This is a genomic window from Streptomyces sp. NPDC021356, assembly GCF_040641015.1.
GTDB lineage: Bacteria > Actinomycetota > Actinomycetes > Streptomycetales > Streptomycetaceae > Streptomyces.
The window spans coordinates 20,433-37,893 of sequence record NZ_JBFACU010000003.1 but is presented as its reverse complement, the minus strand read 5'-3'; the positions used below and the strand labels follow the sequence as shown (position 1 = coordinate 37,893).

The window sequence follows — 17,461 nt, the reverse complement described above, 5'->3', positions numbered from 1 at the left end:
GATCGTACGGGGTGGGTACGACATCACCCCGTACGACCACGGCCGGGGCCTCGCGCGCAGCACCGGCGCCGGCGTGCGCACGCTGCTCAGGTGCGAGGGCTGCCGAGGTGCGGGCGCTGCCAGGCGCGGGCCTCGTCGGCGTGCGGGCCGCGTCGGTGTGCGGGCCGCGCTCAGCGGAGCCCGGCGACCCGCCAGACCGCCAGGACGACGACCACGGCGACCAGCAGGACGTAGGCGCCGATCAGGCGCCAGTCGGGTCGCCGGCCGGTCCCTCGCGGCGGCAGTCCCGGCCAGGTGTACCCGACGCGACGGGCGGCCATCGTGCCCCAGCCGGCCGCGCAGGAGCAGATCAGCAGCCCCAGCATGGCGATCATCGCTCCGCTGTCGCCGTCGAAGGCCAGCGGGAAGGCGAACATCAGGGAGCCGACGGCGGCCAGGCCCACGATGGGGGCGAGCTGCCAGATGCGCAGCCGCCGCTGCGGACGCAGCTCGACCTCGACCTCGGGCCCGGCGAACATCTCCTCGGGCTCCGGGCCGTCGGCGGTGACGCCGCCCTGGGTCTCGTCGGGGCCGTCGGGACTCAGTGAGTCGTCGTCCGGCTCCGGGACGGCGTGCTCCACGGTGATGCGCTCGGTGCCTTGTGCGGTGTCGCGAGGGCCGGCCTCCATCGCCACGCGCCCTCCCAACTAGGACTCATTCGTCGATCGAAGCTCGATGATGGCACGGCGCCGGAGGCCTGGATGACGGCCTGGGCTTCCCGATGCCATCACGTGATCAGGCTGTAACCGGTCGTTCGACCAACGCCAGCGCCAGGTCGGGAAGTTCCCGGAGGTCCGTGGCGCCCCCGCTCAGCCAGTGCACGCGCGGGTCGCGCCGGAACCAGGAGTCCTGGCGGCGCGCGAAGCGTTTGGTGGCACGCACCGTCTCCGCGCGCGCCTCCTCCTGTGTGCATTCGCCCGCGAGCGCCGCGAGGACCTGCTGGTAGCCGAGTGCGCGGGAGGCCGTGCGCCCGGCGCGCAAGCCGTGTGCCTCCAGCGCGCGCACCTCCTCCACGAGCCCGGCGTCCCACATCCGGTCGACCCGGCGCGCGATGCGCTCGTCCAGTTCGGGGCGCGCCACGTCGACGCCGATCTGCACGGTGTCGTAGACGGAGTCGTGGCCCGGGAGGTTCGCCATGAAGGGCTGGCCGGTGATCTCGATGACCTCCAGCGCGCGGACGATACGGCGGCCGTTGCCGGGCAGGATGGCCCGGGCGGCCTCCGGATCGGCGGCGGCGAGGCGCGTGTGCAGGGCCCCGGAGCCGCGCAGCGTCAGCTCCTCCTCCAGCCGGGCCCGCACCTCGGGGTCGGTACCGGGGAACTGGAGGTTGTCGACGGCGCCGCGGACATACAGCCCGGAGCCGCCGACCAGGATCGGCCAGCGCCCGTCGGCGAGCAATGCGTCGATGCGTTCCCGGGCGAGCCGCTGGTACTCGGCGACGGAGGCCGTGACGGTCACGTCCCAGACGTCCAGGAGGTGGTGCGGGACACCGCCGCGCTCCTCGGGCGTCAGCTTGGCGGTGCCGATGTCCATCCCGCGGTAGAGCTGCATGGAGTCGGCGTTGACGACCTCACCGCCGAGGCGTTGGGCCAGGAAGACGCCGAGATCGGACTTTCCGGCCGCGGTGGGGCCTACGACGGCGATGACGCGGGGGGCGGGGGATGCGCTGCTCACCGCACCAGTCTCGCAAACCTCCGGCGGACGCCTCGAAGGAGTTACGTGACGGCGCACGCGCGGGGTCGTTGCCCGTTGCGAGGTTCCCGCGGCCGGACGCCGGCGGGCGGATGCCGACGGGCGGTGGTACGCGCACCGCGTAGAGACGCACCGGGCCACGCGGGATGCCGCCCGCACGAGTAACGTATGGAGTTGATATGGGCGTTTTCGCGCGACTTTTTCGGAGGTCGAAGGCCACTGAGGAGGCGTCGGTCGCCGAGGAACCGGCCGACACGGCGAAGGTCGGTTCCGGGACGGACGGCGGTGCCACGGACGGCGATGGCACCAACGGCAAGGGCCCGGACAGCGACGTCATGGACGGCGGTGTCGCCGACGACGCGGGGAGGGACGCGGCGAACGCCGCGGGGCCGGACGCCGACGGAGACAGTGCCGTGAGTGTCGGCGCCGTGGTCGAGGGGGCCGGGAGTGCTGGTGCCGAGGGTGTGGAGATCCCCAAGCAGCAGTCCGCCGACGAGGCGGCCGAGCACGGAGCCGGCGAGGACGCCCGCACGTGATCTCTCCCGTCAGGGAAGGTGAACCATGGGTCTGCTGGACAACGTCAGGGCCAGGCTCGGCCCGGCCAGGGACAAGGTGTCGGACCTCGCGCAGCGGCACGGGGGCTCGATCGAGCACGGGCTCGACAAGGCCGCGAGGGTGGTCGACGAGAAGACCAAGGGCAAGTACAGCGACAAGATCCACGCGGGCACGGGCAAGGCCAAGCAGGCCATGGACCGGCTCGCCCACCCGGGCACGGCCGGTCCCGGGGGTGCCGGCCCGGACGAGGGCGCCGGGACGCAGGCGGCGCCGGGGCCGGCACCGGGTGGTTCAGGGACGGGCGGTCCTGCCGACTCCGGTCCGGCGCCGGGCGGCAGCACCGGGCGGGCGGCACCCCAGGAGCCGCCGCAAGGGCCACCGCCCGTGTCCTGAGCAGCGGGAGACGGCGGGTGACCTAGGGCGGGCGGCGGGCGGCCCGGAGCGAAGCGTCTCCCGGCCGCCCGTCGTCCGCCGCCCGCTGCTCGCCGGCCGCCGCTCGCCGCCTGCCCCTCCGCTCGCCGCTCGCCGCCCGTCACCCTCGGGGCCGGTGCCGGTCGCTCAGGACCAGGCGGCCACCAGATAGCCCACACCGTACGGCGCCTCGTCGTAGAGGAGCGCCCCGGAGAGGCCCGTGCCCTCGGCCGCACCCGCGAGCACCTGCCAGGGGGCACGGCCAGACGCCTTGAGTTCGTACGCCAGTTCCACGTCGAGCGCGATGAGGGCCGCCACGTCCGCCGCGCCGAGTGCCCGGGCGGCCTCCGCGTCGAAGGGCTCGGCCCGTTCGTCGAGGTACCCCGGCGCCTTCAGCGACCGGCAGGCGCTGCCGTCGCCCATCACCAGCATGGCCACCCGCTCCGGGCGCGAGGCGATGTCCCGCCCGGCCGCCACGCACCGTTCCGTCGCCAGCGGTTCGCCGACGCCCAGCCCCTCGACGGGGGTACCGGACCAGCCGGTCCGCTCCAGCAGCCACGCGGCGACGGCGAGCGAGGTCGGCAGCGCGCGCTCGGGTGCGCTGCCCGTGTCACTGCCCAGCCGTACGTCCAGGTCCACGCCGAAACCGCGGAACGAGCCCCGGGCGCCCTGCGGGTGCGGGCCGCGCCCGGACTGCTCGGCGGGTCCCATGACCACCAGCCGGTCCGGCCGTGCGGCGGCGAGCACTCCCAGGGCGTCCGCGCACGCGGCGCGCGCGGCGTCCAGTTCGGGGGCGGCTCCCTCGGCGACCGCGGGCACGAGGAGGGGCGGGCAGGGGCAGACTGCGGCGGCGACGAGCATGATCGGCAGCGTAACGCGGAACGACGACCGCCGGACTGCCGTCCCTCCCACCCGGCACGCACGACCGGCGACCCGCACCCGCATGAGGGGCGACCGGCGCCGACCGACCGGCAGGAACGGCCGACACGCGGCGACCGGCGACCGGCATGCACGCCCGACGCCCGACGTCCGACCGCAGGCGGCAGGCGGCAGGCGGCAGGCGGCAGGCGGCAGGCGGCCAAGGAGGGAACGCCCGGCGGAGTGTGCGCGAGGGGTCAGTCGCAGCCGCAGCCGCTGGCCGCCGCGACCGGAAGCGGCTCCGGTACGCCGATCTTCGGCAGCCCCAGCATCACGCCCGCCGGCCTGGCCGCCGCCTCCGTCGTGCGCTTCTCCCAGGCGTCTCCCGCGCGCGTGCGCCGCACGTCGAGCACCGGGCCCTCGGCGAGGAGGTGGTGCGGCGCGGCGTAGGTGACCTCGACCGTGACCACGTCGCCGGGGCGGACGTCCTGGTCCGGCTTGGTGAAGTGGACCAGCCGGTTGTCGGGGGCGCGGCCGGACAGGCGGTGCGTGGCGCCGTCCTTGCGGCCCTCGCCCTCGGCGACCATCAGCTCCAGCGTGCGGCCGACCTGCTTCTTGTTCTCCTCCCAGGAGATCTCCTCCTGGAGGGCGACCAGCCGCTCGTAGCGTGCCTGGACGACCTCCTTGGGGATCTGGTCGTCCATCTCGGCGGCCGGGGTCCCGGGCCGCTTGGAGTACTGGAAGGTGAACGCCTGCGCGAACCGCGCCTCGCGCACGACGTGCAGCGTCTGCTCGAAGTCCTCCTCGGTCTCGCCGGGGAAGCCCACGATGATGTCGGTGGTGATCGCCGCGTGCGGAATGGCGGCGCGCACCTTCTCGATGATGCCGAGGTAGCGCTCCTGGCGGTAGGAGCGGCGCATCGCCTTCAGGACCGTGTCGGAGCCGGACTGGAGCGGCATGTGCAGCTGCGGCATCACGTTCGGTGTCTCGGCCATGGCGGCGATGACGTCGTCGGTGAAGTCACGCGGGTGCGGGGAGGTGAAGCGGACGCGCTCCAGGCCGTCGATCGCCCCGCAGGCCCGCAGCAGCTTGCCGAACGCCTCGCGGTCGCCGATGTCGGAGCCGTAGGCGTTGACGTTCTGGCCGAGCAGCGTGATCTCGCAGACGCCCTCGCCGACCAGCGTCTCGACCTCGGCGAGGATGTCGCCGGGACGGCGGTCCTTCTCCTTGCCGCGCAGCGCCGGGACGATGCAGAAGGTACACGTGTTGTTGCAGCCGACCGAGATGGACACCCAGGCCGCGTACGCGCTCTCGCGTCGCGTCGGCAGCGTGGAGGGGAACGCCTCCAGGGACTCGGCGATCTCGACCTGCGCCTCCTCCTGGACGCGGGCGCGCTCCAGCAGGACGGGCAGCTTGCCGATGTTGTGCGTGCCGAAGACGACGTCCACCCAGGGCGCCTTCTTCACGATGGTGTCGCGGTCCTTCTGCGCCAGGCAGCCGCCGACCGCGATCTGCATCCCGGGCCGCTGGGTCTTCTTCGGCGCGAGGCGGCCGAGGTTGCCGTAGAGCCGGTTGTCGGCGTTCTCCCGGACGGCGCAGGTGTTGAAGACGACGACGTCCGCGTCACCGTCCGCCCCCTCCGGGGCCCGCACGTAACCCGCGTCCTCGAGCAGCCCGGCCAGCCGCTCGGAGTCGTGGACGTTCATCTGGCACCCGTAGGTGCGGATCTCGTAGCTGCGCGTGACGCCCACTTCTCGGCTCCGGTCGATGCTGCTCATGCCCATAAGGGTAGGCGCTCGCGGAAGTGCACCCGGACGGCCGAGTCACCGGGGCGCGCGGCGCGGCCACGGGGCCGCGACACGACCGGTCGTTGACTCCGGGCCGGGCGCCGCGGGCCCAGAATGGGGCGGATTCGCTCATAGCGGTGCTTCCCGCTCGGGGCAGCCCCTCCCGGACAGGTACGTGTGATGCAGCTTCGTGACGCCCTGCGGTCCTCCGCCCCGGACGCGGCCCCGGCCGCCGCGCTGCGGGGGTGGCTGCTGCGTCCGGCCGGGGCGGCCTGGGCCGCCCTCCTCGCCGCGGTCCTGGTGGCCCGTGCGGCACACGTGGCGGTCGTGCACGCCCAGGGGGGCATGGACAACGCCTTCGTCGTCCGTGCCGGGCAGGTGTGGCTGAACGGCGGTGCCCCGTACGCCGACCGGCGCTTCCTGTATCTCCCCAGCGCCGTGCTCTTCGCCGCGGGTCAGGCGGCGCTGCCCGCGGGCGTGCTGAGGGTCGCCGCGCCCGTGGTCTGCGTCGGGCTGGTCGTGGCCGGCTGGTGGTGTGCCGTGCGGCTGTTCGAGGTTCCGGCGCGGAGCCGGTTCGCGGTGCTGGGGCTGCTCGGCCTGGTGCTGTGCTGGGCTCCGGTCGGACACCTGGTCGACCTCGGCAACTGGACCGCCGTCAGCGTCCTGGCGCTGCCGCTGGCGCTGCTGCTGGCCGACCGCGGGCGCTGGGGCGTCGCCGGGGCGGTCCTGGGCCTGTCCGTGGCGGTCAAGCCACTGCTCGTGCCCGTCGCCGTCCTGCTGGTCCTGGCCCGGCAGTGGCGGGCGCTGGCCTGGATGGTGACGCTGCCGCTGGCGCTGTCCGTGGGAATGGCGCTGGTCATGCCGGACCCGGGCGGCTTCTTCACCCGCACCCTGCCGTTCCTGCTCAGGGGCGGTGACGCCCTGATGCGGCCGTTCGACTGCTCGCTGCCCGCGGTACTGCCCCGGCTCGGGGTGCCGCCGGTCCTCGCCGAGGTGGTCGCGCTCGCGGCGGCCGCGGCCGGCGTGGTGTGCGCCTGGCGGCGCTGGCGGCGCGCAGACCCCGGTCCGGCGCGGCTCGCGGACACGGCCGCCATGCTCATGCTGGGGTCGTACCTGGTGTCGCGGCCGTCCTACGAGCACTATCTGGTGGTGGTCGTGCCGCTGCTGGTCGCCGGGGCGTTCGAGGCCGGGTCGGTGACGCGCTCGCCGTGGTTCTGGGCCGCGCTGGTTCCACAGGTGCCGGAGTTCGCGTTTCCTCACCTGGAGGCGTCGACGCGGCGCGCGTTCAGGGACGTGGTCGCCCTGTGCGGGCTCGCACTGGTCCTGGGCGTGCGCTGCGCACGGTGGAGACCGCCCCGGCACACCGCACGACGGACCGCCGATCCGGTGGCGGAGCTGTCGGGTCCGGTGCGCTGAGCCTGGACCGGTACTCAGAGGCCGGGACGGTGGGCTGAGGGCGGACCGGTGCGCTGGGGCGGCCGGGCGTGCCGAGTCGGCTCGGGCCGCCGGGGCAGTGCCGGAACAGGTCAGGCGGACTCGGGTTTCCAGCCCTGGCGGCGCAGCACCGCCGCCACGTCCGGGGCCTCGTAGTGATCCCCCTTGAGCACCTTGCCGTCGGCGCGGCGGGCGATCCGGCCGTCGGGGCCGAGCTTGGTCATGTTCGAGCGGTGGATCTCCGCGATCACCTCGTCGAGGTCGATGCCGTGCACCAGCGCCGTGCCGTAGGCCACGTACACCACGTCGGCCAGTTCGTGCGCCAGCCGGTCGAGCGGGCCGTCGACCGAGACCTCCGCCACCTCGGCCGCCTCCTCGGCGAGCAGTTCGCCCCGGTGTTCCGCCAGCTCGGGCGGCACCTGGGCCGGTGTGCTGCGGACGTCGAGCCCGAAGGCCCGGTGGAACTGACGGACGAGGTCGGCGGGCGAGGAACTCATGCGGCGACTTTAACCTTCGCCTCCGACAGCCGGACCGGCCGCGACCGCGGCCGCACCCCTCCGAAGGCCGTGCCGCCCGGCTCCCCCGGAGTCCCACCAGCCGCCTTCCCCGCCCCCCGAATCCCGCCGGCCGCCCTCCACGCCCCCTGGAGGACCCACCGTCCGTCTTCTCGGACCCCGGCGCGGCACACGGGCCTGGTCAGCTCCGCACCCGGCTGGCAGGATCGCGCGCATGTCCAAGCTGTTCCCCTCCGTCGGCAGACGCCGTGGTCTGCAGGGCGCGGCCGTCGGTGCCGTGGTCCTCGGACTGCTGCTGTGGTGGCTCCTGCCGTGGAGGGAGAGCCCGCCGACGGGGACGATCGCCTTCAGTACGGGGACCACGCGCGGCGTCTACCACGAGTACGGCGTGCGGTTGCGCACCGCGTTCGCCAAGGACATGCCGGACCTGAAGGTGCGGTTGCTGACCAGCGACGGTTCACAGGAGAACGTCAGCCGTGTGGCGACCCGCAAGGCCGACTTCACGATCGCCGCGGCCGACGCGGTGGAGACGTACGTCCTGGACCACGGTCCGGGCGCGGCCGGGCTGCGCGGCGTCGCCCGCCTCTACGACGACTACGTGCAGCTCGTCGTGGCGCGTGACTCGCCGATCCGCTCGGTGGCCGACCTGCGGGGCAGGCGGGTGGCGGTCGGGCCGCCGGAGTCGGGCGTCCGGCTGATCGCGGAGCGGGTGCTCAAGGCCGCCGGTATCGACCCGCACACGGGCATCCGGCCCATGGCCGACGGTATCGACACCGGACCGGGCCGGCTGCGTACGCACGCGATCGACGCGTTCTTCTGGTCGGGCGGGCTGCCCACGGACGGGCTCACGCAGCTCGCCTCGAAGTTCGCCTTCCGGTTCGTGCCGATCGACGCCGGCCTGGTGGCCCGGCTGCACGCCGAGGGCGGCGCCACGCGCTACTACCGCGCGACCAACATGCCGGAGTCGGCGTATCCGGCGGTGCAGGACGGCTCGACGGTGCCGACCATCGCCGTGTCCAACCTGCTCATGACCCGCGAGGACGTGGATCCGCGGCTCACCGAGTGGCTGACCCGGGCCGTCATCAAGAGCCGCGACGAGATCGGCGCCCACGTCCACTCCGCCCAGCTGGTCGACCTGCGCACCGCGATCTACACCGACCCGCTGATCCTGCACGAGGGGGCCCGGCGCTACTACCGCTCCGTCAAGCCCTGAGACCCTCGTCCCGGCACACTCGCGGACCGCAAGGCCCTCGCCCGGGCACACCCTCGGACCGCAAGGCCTCCGTTTCGGCACACTCGCGGACCGCAAGGCGTCCGTTCCGGCACGCCCAGGAACCGTCGCGCCCTCGCCGCGGCGGGGCCGAGGGTGATGCACAGGTCCCGTCCGGGTACGCCCACGGACCCTCGGGTCCCCGCCCCGGCACGCCCGCAGCCCCCCAGACCTTCGCCCCGGCACGTCCACGCGCCCTCGGCCCCCTCCCGGCGCGCCGCGTGACCGCCAGGTCCCCGCCCCGTAGGTCCACGGCCCCCTCAGTCCCCCGGCAGGCCGATGCGCGGCCGTGGGCGGGGGTCCGTCCTGGGGACCGTCACCGTCACCCTCAGCCCGCGCGGCTCCTCGGCGCGGTGGGCCGCGTACGCGAGGGAGCCGCCGCCCGCCGCGAGCAGCGCGCGGGAGATGGACAGGCCGAGCCCGGAGCCCTTGATGTTCTGGTGGCGGCCGCTGCGCCAGAACCGGTCGCCGACGCGGGCCATTTCCTCGTCGGTGAGGCCGGGGCCGTGGTCCGCGACCACCACCGTGGAGGTGTCACCACCCCCGGAGACGGTCACCTCGACGCGCTCGCCCTCCGGCGTGAACTTCACCGCGTTGTCGATCAGCGCGTCCAGCGCGGACGACAGCGCCACCGGGTCGGCCCAGGCCGTGGTGGCCGGGCACTCCCCCACCAGCCGCACCCCCTCGGCCTCGGCGGCCGGCGACCAGGCGGCCACCCGCTCCTCGGTCAGCTCCCCGATGTCGATGAGCTGGAGGTCGGCTTCGGCGTGCTCGGCGAGCGCCAGGTCCAGCAGGTCGTCCAGGACCTGGGCGAGCCGCTTGCCCTCGGTGCGGACCGAGGCGATCTCCTCGTTGCCCTCGGGCAGTTCGAGGGCGAGCAGTTCGATGCGCAGCAGGAGCGCGGCGAGCGGGTTGCGCAGTTGGTGGGAGGCGTCGGCGACGAAGGCGCGCTGCTGCTCCAGGACGTCCTCGACGTTGCCCGCCATCTCGTTGAACGACCGGGCGAGCCTCCTGAGTTCCGGCGGGCCGCCGGCCACCGCCACCCGGGACTTGAGGCGTCCGGTGGCGATGTCGTGGGTGGTGGCGTCGAGCACCCGTACGGGCTTCAGCACCCAGCCGGTCAGCCGCAGGGCCGCGCCGACGGCGACCAGCATGGCGACGGTCTCGCCCGCACCGAGGATCAGCCAGTCCTGCAGCGTCCGCGAACGCATCTGCCCGGTCGGTGAGTCGGTGACGACGACCGCGACGACGTCACCGTCCCGGATGACGGGCGAGGCCACGACGAGCCAGTGCCGTTGCCAGGGCCAGACCTGCTCGGGGTCGTGGCTGCGGCGGCTCAGCTCGGCCTCGTCGAAGGCCGCGCGGACCTCGCCCTCGGCGGGCAGGGCCCAGTCGGCCGGGGCGCTGGCCATGGGCGTCCCGGTGCGGTAGAAGACGCCGGCCCGGATGCCGTAGACCTCGTGGTAGCTGGCGAGTTCGCGTCGGAGCGTCTCCAGGCGCTCGTCGGGGACGGTGCGGCGGGAGCCGGTGGGCGGGTCGGTGACGAACTGGGCGAGGGCGGCGAAGCGTGCCGTGTCGTCGATACGGTCGACGACGGCCTTCTGCTGTTCTCCGGCGGCCAGGCTGACGGCGAGCGGGAAGCCGAGGGCGAGCAGCACCGCTGCCATCAGGACGATCAGCAGCGGCAGCAGTCGTGTGCGCACCCGGGCCCGCTACCCGGCCGGGGCGACGAGGCGGTAGCCGACGCCGCGAACGGTCTCGATGAGGGCCGGCATCCGCAGTTTGGAACGCAGGGAGGCGACGTGGACCTCCAGGGTGCGCCCGGTCCCCTCCCAGCTGGTGCGCCACACCTCGCTGATGATCTGTTCGCGCCGGAAGACCACTCCGGGGCGCTGGGCGAGCAGCGCGAGCAGGTCGAACTCCTTGCGGGTCAGCTGGACGGCCGTCCCGGCCACGCTCACCTGCCGGGTGGGCAGTTCGATGCGGACCTGGCCGAGCCGCAGGGCGCTCTCGCCCGCCCCGCCCGGGTCCTCGTGGACGGTGCGGCGGCTGACGGCGTGGATGCGGGCGAGCAGTTCGCCGGTGTCGTACGGCTTGACGACGTAGTCGTCGGCGCCGAGGTTGAGGCCGTGGATGCGGGAGCGGACGTCGGACCGGGCGGTGACCATGATCACCGGGGTGCTGGTGCGCTTGCGGATCTTGCCGCAGACCTCGAAGCCGTCCTGGTCGGGCAGGCCGAGGTCGAGCAGGACCACGCTGAAGCAGTCCCCCTCGGGGACGAGTGCCTGCAGTGCCTCCTCGCCGCTGCGGGCGTGGGTGACGTCGAAACCGTGCCGGGCCAGGATCGCGGACAGTGCGGCGGCGACGTGGTTGTCGTCCTCGACCAGGAGCAGTCTCAACCCGGGCCCCTCCCGTTCATCGTCATGTCGTCATACGTCGGGTGCAGCGAAGCGGTGTGCACGCGCGCGTGGATGCACGATGGCAGTCACGCCGATGGACGAGGACGTCGTCAAGAGGCTGCCGGTTGCGCGCCCGCTGTCGTTATCCAGCCGGTACGTGCTCCGGTGCGGCGTACTACGACACGTGTCCGATTGCTATCGGATCGTGATGCTCAGATGTACCTCAGATGTAATGACGCTGGTCGCGCGGCATGGCTACTGTCCTCCGAAACCGATGAGGACGGAGCCTGAAAGCGATGACCGAAGTATCGGTGGCCAAGGAAGACGTGGCCTCGACCGGCGATCTGGTCGTCCTGAAGAGCGTCAACAAGCACTTCGGCGCGTTGCACGTGCTCCAGGACATCGAGCTGACGATCTCCCGCGGCGAGGTCGTCGTGATCATCGGGCCCTCCGGGTCCGGGAAGTCCACCCTGTGCCGCACCATCAACCGTCTGGAGACCATCGACTCCGGCACGATCACGATCGACGGCCGCCCGCTGCCCCCCGAGGGCAAGGAACTGGCCCGGCTGCGTGCCGACGTCGGCATGGTCTTCCAGTCCTTCAACCTCTTCGCGCACAAGACCGTCCTGGAGAACGTGACGCTGGGCCAGGTCAAGGTCCGCCGCACGGACAAGCAGGCGGCCGAGGAGCGGGCCCGGACCCTGCTCGACCGGGTCGGCGTGGGCGCGCAGGCGGACAAGTACCCGGCGCAGCTCTCCGGCGGCCAGCAGCAGCGCGTGGCGATCGCGCGGGCGCTGGCGATGGAGCCGAAGGTCATGCTGTTCGACGAGCCGACCTCCGCGCTGGACCCGGAGATGATCAACGAGGTCCTGGAGGTCATGCAGCAGCTCGCCCGGGACGGCATGACGATGATCGTCGTCACCCATGAGATGGGATTCGCCCGATCGGCTGCCAACCGGGTGGTCTTCATGGCGGACGGCCGGATCATCGAGCAGGCTGCGCCCGACCAGTTCTTCAGCAACCCGCGCAGCGACCGGGCCAAGGACTTCCTGTCGAAGATCCTGCACCACTGACGGCCCGCGCCGCCCGCGGACCGCACACCGGCGGACCGAGGCGCGTCTTCGGGGGGGGGGGGAGGCGCCCACCGATGGACGCACCACCCGCGGACCGCACGCACCTCTGACCGTACGGACCACCGCGCCTGCCGGTCCCGTCCGGCACGCCCGGTCCGCTCAGCCCGCCGGTGCCCGTCAGCCGCTCGCTCCGGCACCCGTGCCGGCCTCTCGTACGTGCCCCCGCGGCGCCGACACCCCCGAGCCGGGGGGCCCGGCTCCGCACCGGGTCCTTGAGCCTTTCAGCAAAGGAAGTTCAGCATGAAGCTCCGCAAGGTCACCGCCGCTTCGGCCGTCGTGCTCGCCCTCGCCGTCTCGGCGACGGCGTGCGGTTCGGACAAGAAGGACGGCGGATCCTCCGGTGGCGGCAAGAAGATCGCCATCGGCATCAAGTACGACCAGCCCGGTCTCGGCCAGAAGACGCCGCAGGGCTACTCCGGCTTCGACGTCGACGTGGCCAAGTATGTCGCCAAGAAGCTCGGTTACAACGAGGACCAAATCGAGTGGAAGGAGTCGAAGAGCGCCGACCGCGAGACCATGCTGGCCCGCGGTGACGTGGAGTTCATCGCCGCCACCTACTCGATCACCCCGGAGCGCGAGAAGAAGGTCGACTTCGCCGGCCCGTACCTGCTCGCCCACCAGGACGTCCTCGTCCGCGCCGACGACGCCTCGATCAAGTCGGCGGGCGACCTGAACAGCAAGAAGCTGTGCTCGGTCACCGGTTCGACGTCGGCGCAGAACGTCAAGGACAAGCTGGCGCCGAAGGCGAACCTGCTGAAGTACCCGACGTACTCGGCCTGCCTGAACGGTCTCCAGAACAAGGCGATCGACGCCCTGACGACGGACGACTCGATCCTCGCCGGTTACGCCTCCCAGGCCCAGTTCAAGGGCAAGTTCAAGCTGGGCGGCCTCAAGATGACCAACGAGAACTACGGCATCGGCGTCAAGAAGGGCAGCGACCTCAAGACCAAGATCAACAAGGCCCTGACGGACATGGTCTCGGACGGTTCCTGGGAGAAGGCCGTGAAGGCCAACTTCGGTCCGGCGAACTACCAGTACGAGCAGGCGCCGAAGATCGGCGACGTCAAGAGCTGAGTCAGCGCCCGCCGGGCGTGCCGCTCCCCCAGGGGCGGCACGCCGGGGCCCACCACACGCGGAAGCGCGGGAGATCGTGTTCGACTTTCTTGAAGGCTACGACCTGCTGGGGGCCTTCTGGGTGACGGTGCAGCTCACCCTGCTCTCGGCCGTCGGTTCCCTGGTCTGGGGCACCCTGCTGGCCGCCATGCGCGTCGGTCCGGTGCCGCTCATGCGCGGCTTCGGCACCGCGTACGTCAACATCGTGCGGAACATCCCGCTGACGGTGATCATCCTCTTCACCTCGCTGGGCCTGAACCAGACCCTCGGCGTCCGCCTCGGCTCGGAGAACTTCGACACCATCAACTTCCGGCTGGCCGTGCTCGGACTGATCGCCTACACCTCGGCGTTCGTCTGCGAGGCGATCCGCTCCGGCATCAACACGGTGCCGGTCGGCCAGGCGGAGGCGGCCCGCGCCCTCGGGCTGAACTTCACCCAGGTGCTGACGCTGGTGATCCTGCCGCAGGCGTTCCGTTCGGTCGTCGGCCCGCTCACCAACGTCCTGATCGCGCTCACCAAGAACACCACGGTGGCCGCGGCGATCGGTGTGGCCGAGGCGGCCCTGCTGATGAAGGAAATGATCGAGAACGAGGCACAGCTGCTGCTGATCTCCGCGGTGTTCGCGTTCGGCTTCGTGTGCCTGACGCTGCCGACCGGTCTGATCCTCGGCTGGGTGAGCAAGAAGGTGGCGGTGAAGCGATGAGCGGCTCGGTGCTGTACGACGCGCAGGGGCCCAGGGCCAAACGGCGCAACGTCGTCTACTCGATCGTGTTCGTTCTCGCCCTGGCAGCACTCCTGTGGTGGGTCTACCAGGGCCTGAGCGACAAGGGGCAGCTGGACTGGGAGAAGTGGAAGCCGTTCTTCTCCGGTGGCGAGGCGTGGACCACGTACATCCTGCCGGGCCTGAAGAACACGCTGATCGCCGCCGCACTGTCGATGGTCATCGCGCTGCCGCTGGGCGCTGTCTTCGGTATCGCGCGCCTCTCCGACCACGCCTGGGTCCGGACGCCGGCCGCCGTGATCGTGGAGTTCTTCCGCGCCATCCCGGTGCTGATCCTGATGATCTTCGGGAACGCGCTGTTCGCCCAGTACACGAACGTCAGCTCGGACGACCGGCCGCTCTACGCCGTCGTCACCGGCCTGGTGCTCTACAACGCCTCGGTCCTCGCGGAGATCGTCCGGGCGGGCATCCTGTCCCTGCCCAAGGGGCAGGCGGAGGCCGGTCAGGCCCTCGGCCTGCGCAAGACCCAGGTCATGACGTCGATCCTGCTGCCGCAGGCGGTCACCGCGATGCTTCCGGCGATCGTGAGCCAGCTCGTGGTGATCGTGAAGGACACCGCGCTGGGCGGCGCGATCCTCACCTTCCCCGAACTGCTGGCGTCCGTCTCCCCGATGAGTTCCTACTACGGCGCGAACACCATCGCCAGCTTCACCGTCGTCGCCGTCATCTTCATCGTGCTCAACTTCAGCCTCACCAGCTTCGCGAGCTGGCTGGAGCGCCGGCTGCGGCGCGCCAAGAAGTCCACCGGGGCGGTGCTCCCGCCGGCGGCGGTCTCGGGCGCGGAGTCGACAGGGGTCGCCGCCTGACGGACGGTCATGCGGCGTGCGGCACACGGGGGCAGCGGAGTGATCACCGCTGCCCCCGTCACTTGACGCAAGCAGCGGCAGTGGGTTGCATACGTTCTGTGATCGTGCACCCTGCTCCAACCGTTTGTTCACGTCTGTCCGTCAGGACACCGCCGCGGGCAGGGGGCGCCGCGCCGTGGATCCGGTGATCGTCGTCGGAGCGGGGCCCGTCGGGCTCGCGCTCGCCCTGGCGCTGGCGCGGCAGGAGGTGCCGTCCGTCGTACTCGACGAGACCCCGGGCACGGAGGCGGTACGCGCCGCGCGCACCGTCGTCCTGCGCGAGGACACCGCCGCCTTCGTGGAGCGGCTGGCCGGGGTGCCGCTCGGCCAGGTCGGGGTGCGCTGGTCCGGATGGTGGTCGATGCGGCGCAAGCAGGTGACCGGCGAGATCACCTTCGGCGAGGCCGATCCCGCGCCGCTGCACATCACCCAGCACGACCTGACCGGGGCCCTGCGCGCCGCCGTGGCCCATGAGCCGCTGATCGACCTGGCCACCGACAGCAGGCTCGACGCAGTGGAGCAGGAGACGGCGGGCGTGAGCGCACACACCCGTGGAACGGCCGGAACCTGGTGGCGCGGCAGCTACCTCGTCGGCTGCGACGGGCCGCGCTCGACCGTGCGCAAACTCCAGGACATCCGCTTCCCCGGCCGCACCGCCGTCGAGCGCTACGCCGTGGCCGCGCTGCGCACCGCGCTCCCCCGGCCCGAGGAAGCGTTCCTCCACCGGAACCCGCCGTGGCGGACGTCCGGCCCTTCGGCCGGGGAGATCACCGCGCGTCCGCTGCCGGACGGCGTCTGGCGCCTCGACTGGCTGCTGCCGCCCGGCAAGGACCTGGTCACCCCGGAACTGCTGATCGCCCGTATCCGCGAGACACTCACCGGCTGGACCGGCGAGGCCTCGCCGGCCTACGACCTTGTGGACACCGGTGTCCACACGGTCCACCACCGGGTGGCCCGCCGCTGGCGTGCGGGGCGCGTCTTCCTCGCCGGGGACGCGGCGCACCTGCTGGGCGCGTTCGGCACGCAGGGTTTGGACGAGGGTCTGCGGGACGCCGGCAACCTCGCCTGGAAGCTGGGTCTGGCGTGGCACCACGGCCCGCACGAGGCACTGCTCGACAGCTACCAGACGGAGCGGCGGGCGATCGTCGCCTCCCGGCTGCGCGCCGCCGACCAGTTGCTGCCGGTGCTGCGCGGGGGCGGCGGGCTGCGGTCCTACGTGCCCGGGGCGGCGCGCGGACACGACGCGTCCCTCATGGACGGCCACCTGGGGCGCGGAGCACTGGGCGCGCCGGGGGCGTACGCTGACTCGCCGCTCGCGCCCCCGCGCTTCGACACGGAGGCCCCGGTCGACACGCCCGTCGGGGCACCGGTCGCGAACGTGGTGGTGACGGCGGAGGACGGCTCGTTCGTGCCGCTGCGGGACCTGCTGGGCCGCGGCGTCCTGCTGGTGGTGCTGGTGGCACCGGGCACGGTGGTGTGGGAGCGCCGGCACTGGGTGGGCGCCGGGATCATGCCCCGGCTGGCCGCCGCGGTGACCGCGCTGCCGCACCGCGCCGAGCTGCTGGTCGCCGAGAGCTACCCGGGCGCCGCCCCGCACACCGTGCTCCTGGTACGCCCCGACGGGCACCTGGTCACCGCGCTGAGCGGGGTGCGCCCGGCCGACCTGTACACCGCGGCCGAGGCCACCGTGGGCGGGACGGCGCCCGCCGGTGCCCGCGCCGAGGCGGGCGCCCGCTGAGGCGCCGGCCGGCCACTCACCGTCACCGGGGTCCGATGGTGACGGTGAGTTGACCGCTTCCGGCCGACGTGGTCTACTCCGCATCGTGACCGACACCGATGTGCGCCTGTGGCGGAGGGTCCATATGGACCTCGTCCGCTATGCGGGCTGCGTGTGTCGCCCGGCCTGCTGAATTCGCACCCTCTTCTCCTTCCGCACGCGCCGCCACAGCGTCCACTGCGCTGTTCCGTCCCGTTCACCGCGCCGCTCCGCGCAGTGGTTCCGGGGGCCGCTCGCGTGCGTTCCGCGAACCCTCTTCAGGACGGTCCACATGTCTGCTTCCTCCTCCGGGCCGGCTCCCGCCGCCTCCGCCCCTTCCGCTCCGCTTCCCGCCGCCCCCGCCACCACGGCGCCGCCCACTCAGGCGGAACTCCTCGACTTCGCCCGGCGCGCGGCAGCCGACGCGGAGCTGATCGCCTCGCTGCCGCTCGACCCCGAGGGCCGCACCTGGATCCGCCTGGACGGTCCGGGAGGCAGTGAGGCCTGGCTGATCGGCTGGCCGCCCGGCACCGGTACGGGCTGGCACGACCACGCCGACTCGGTGGGCGCGTTCGTGACCGCCGCCGGTGAACTGACGGAGAACTCGCTCGCCGCACGACTGCCCACCGACGGGTGGAAGACCCTGGAACTCACCGACGACGTGGACCGCGAGCGGCGGCTGCCGACCGGCCGGGGGCGCGCCTTCGGCCGACACCACGTCCACGAGGTGCTGAACGAGTCGACCGACCGGCACGCTGTCTCTGTGCACGCCTACTACCCGCCGCTGCCCCGGATCCGCCGCTACAGCCGCTCCGGACAGACGCTGCGCCTGGAGCAGGTGGAGCGCCCCGAGGACTGGCAGTGACAGAAGCG

The 17,461-nt window shown here is 72.7% G+C and carries 18 protein-coding genes; 11 read left to right on the top strand and 7 right to left on the bottom strand.

From position 1 onward, the window contains the following. Positions 1-170: 170 nt before the first annotated feature. Complete coding sequence (locus AB0G56_RS04360) at positions 171-668, bottom strand: hypothetical protein (RefSeq protein ID WP_360964230.1); 498 nt, start codon at positions 666-668, stop codon at positions 171-173. A 106-nt stretch (positions 669-774) separates the two neighbouring features. Beyond that, complete coding sequence (gene miaA / locus AB0G56_RS04355; RefSeq protein ID WP_360963439.1) at positions 775-1,713, bottom strand: tRNA (adenosine(37)-N6)-dimethylallyltransferase MiaA; 939 nt, start codon at positions 1,711-1,713, stop codon at positions 775-777. A 197-nt stretch (positions 1,714-1,910) separates the two neighbouring features. Between miaA and AB0G56_RS04350 the strand changes: the two genes are divergently transcribed. Further along, positions 1,911-2,267: a hypothetical protein gene (locus tag AB0G56_RS04350; RefSeq protein ID WP_360963436.1), complete on the top strand. Its 357-nt coding sequence runs from the start codon at positions 1,911-1,913 to the stop codon at positions 2,265-2,267. Between the two features lie 25 nt (positions 2,268-2,292). Continuing rightward, positions 2,293-2,679 carry an antitoxin gene (locus AB0G56_RS04345; protein WP_360963433.1) on the top strand — a complete coding sequence of 129 codons (387 nt, stop codon included), beginning with the start codon at positions 2,293-2,295 and terminating at the stop codon, positions 2,677-2,679. 165 nt (positions 2,680-2,844) lie between these two features. On the opposite strand, the gene AB0G56_RS04340 is transcribed toward AB0G56_RS04345, so the two are convergent. Together AB0G56_RS04340 and miaB are read right to left on the bottom strand one after the other, a co-directional pair. Continuing rightward, entirely contained in the window at positions 2,845-3,558 is a 714-nt protein-coding gene (locus AB0G56_RS04340; RefSeq protein ID WP_360963430.1) for a class III extradiol dioxygenase subunit B-like domain-containing protein, read from the bottom strand. A gap of 254 nt (positions 3,559-3,812) precedes the next feature. Beyond that, positions 3,813-5,333, bottom strand: a complete 1,521-nt coding sequence (gene miaB / locus AB0G56_RS04335; protein WP_360963427.1) for a tRNA (N6-isopentenyl adenosine(37)-C2)-methylthiotransferase MiaB — start codon at positions 5,331-5,333, stop codon at positions 3,813-3,815. A 189-nt stretch (positions 5,334-5,522) separates the two neighbouring features. On the opposite strand from miaB, the gene AB0G56_RS04330 reads away from it, so the two are divergent. After that, the gene (locus AB0G56_RS04330; protein WP_360963424.1) at positions 5,523-6,758 is read left to right on the top strand and encodes a glycosyltransferase family 87 protein; all 1,236 of its coding nucleotides are present in this window, start codon (positions 5,523-5,525) and stop codon (positions 6,756-6,758) included. Between the two features lie 110 nt (positions 6,759-6,868). Here AB0G56_RS04330 and AB0G56_RS04325 read toward each other — a convergent pair whose 3' ends face one another. Then, positions 6,869-7,273, bottom strand: coding sequence for a MazG nucleotide pyrophosphohydrolase domain-containing protein (locus AB0G56_RS04325; protein WP_360963421.1), 405 nt, complete (start codon positions 7,271-7,273; stop codon positions 6,869-6,871). A 232-nt stretch (positions 7,274-7,505) separates the two neighbouring features. Between AB0G56_RS04325 and AB0G56_RS04320 the strand changes: the two genes are divergently transcribed. Further along, positions 7,506-8,504: a TAXI family TRAP transporter solute-binding subunit gene (locus AB0G56_RS04320; protein ID WP_360963418.1), complete on the top strand. Its 999-nt coding sequence runs from the start codon at positions 7,506-7,508 to the stop codon at positions 8,502-8,504. Positions 8,505-8,821: 317 nt separating this feature from the next. On the opposite strand, the gene AB0G56_RS04315 is transcribed toward AB0G56_RS04320, so the two are convergent. Beyond that, positions 8,822-10,264 (bottom strand): HAMP domain-containing sensor histidine kinase, encoded by a 1,443-nt coding sequence (locus AB0G56_RS04315; RefSeq protein ID WP_360963415.1) that lies wholly within the window; start codon positions 10,262-10,264, stop codon positions 8,822-8,824. A gap of 9 nt (positions 10,265-10,273) precedes the next feature. Next, complete coding sequence (locus AB0G56_RS04310; protein ID WP_360963412.1) at positions 10,274-10,960, bottom strand: response regulator transcription factor; 687 nt, start codon at positions 10,958-10,960, stop codon at positions 10,274-10,276. Positions 10,961-11,256: 296 nt separating this feature from the next. Here AB0G56_RS04310 and AB0G56_RS04305 point away from each other — a divergent pair, with 296 nt between their 5' ends. From AB0G56_RS04305 to AB0G56_RS04275, 7 genes are all read left to right on the top strand, one after another. Continuing rightward, positions 11,257-12,033 carry an amino acid ABC transporter ATP-binding protein gene (locus AB0G56_RS04305; protein ID WP_360963409.1) on the top strand — a complete coding sequence of 259 codons (777 nt, stop codon included), beginning with the start codon at positions 11,257-11,259 and terminating at the stop codon, positions 12,031-12,033. Positions 12,034-12,333: 300 nt separating this feature from the next. Beyond that, positions 12,334-13,167, top strand: coding sequence for a glutamate ABC transporter substrate-binding protein (locus tag AB0G56_RS04300; RefSeq protein ID WP_360963406.1), 834 nt, complete (start codon positions 12,334-12,336; stop codon positions 13,165-13,167). 76 nt (positions 13,168-13,243) lie between these two features. Next, a complete protein-coding gene (locus AB0G56_RS04295; RefSeq protein WP_360963403.1) occupies positions 13,244-13,909 on the top strand; it encodes an amino acid ABC transporter permease in 666 nt (221 codons plus the stop codon). After that, positions 13,906-14,793: an amino acid ABC transporter permease gene (locus AB0G56_RS04290; protein WP_360963400.1), complete on the top strand. Its 888-nt coding sequence runs from the start codon at positions 13,906-13,908 to the stop codon at positions 14,791-14,793. Before AB0G56_RS04295 ends, AB0G56_RS04290 begins: the two co-directional genes overlap by 4 nt. A 175-nt stretch (positions 14,794-14,968) precedes the next feature. Next, complete coding sequence (locus AB0G56_RS04285) at positions 14,969-16,570, top strand: FAD-dependent monooxygenase (protein WP_360963397.1); 1,602 nt, start codon at positions 14,969-14,971, stop codon at positions 16,568-16,570. Continuing rightward, on the top strand, positions 16,542-16,742 hold the full coding sequence (locus AB0G56_RS04280; RefSeq protein WP_360963394.1) for a putative leader peptide: 201 nt from the start codon (positions 16,542-16,544) through the stop codon (positions 16,740-16,742). Before AB0G56_RS04285 ends, AB0G56_RS04280 begins: the two co-directional genes overlap by 29 nt. A 138-nt stretch (positions 16,743-16,880) precedes the next feature. After that, positions 16,881-17,453 (top strand): cysteine dioxygenase, encoded by a 573-nt coding sequence (locus tag AB0G56_RS04275; RefSeq protein WP_360963391.1) that lies wholly within the window; start codon positions 16,881-16,883, stop codon positions 17,451-17,453. The last annotated feature ends 8 nt before the right edge of the window (positions 17,454-17,461 follow it).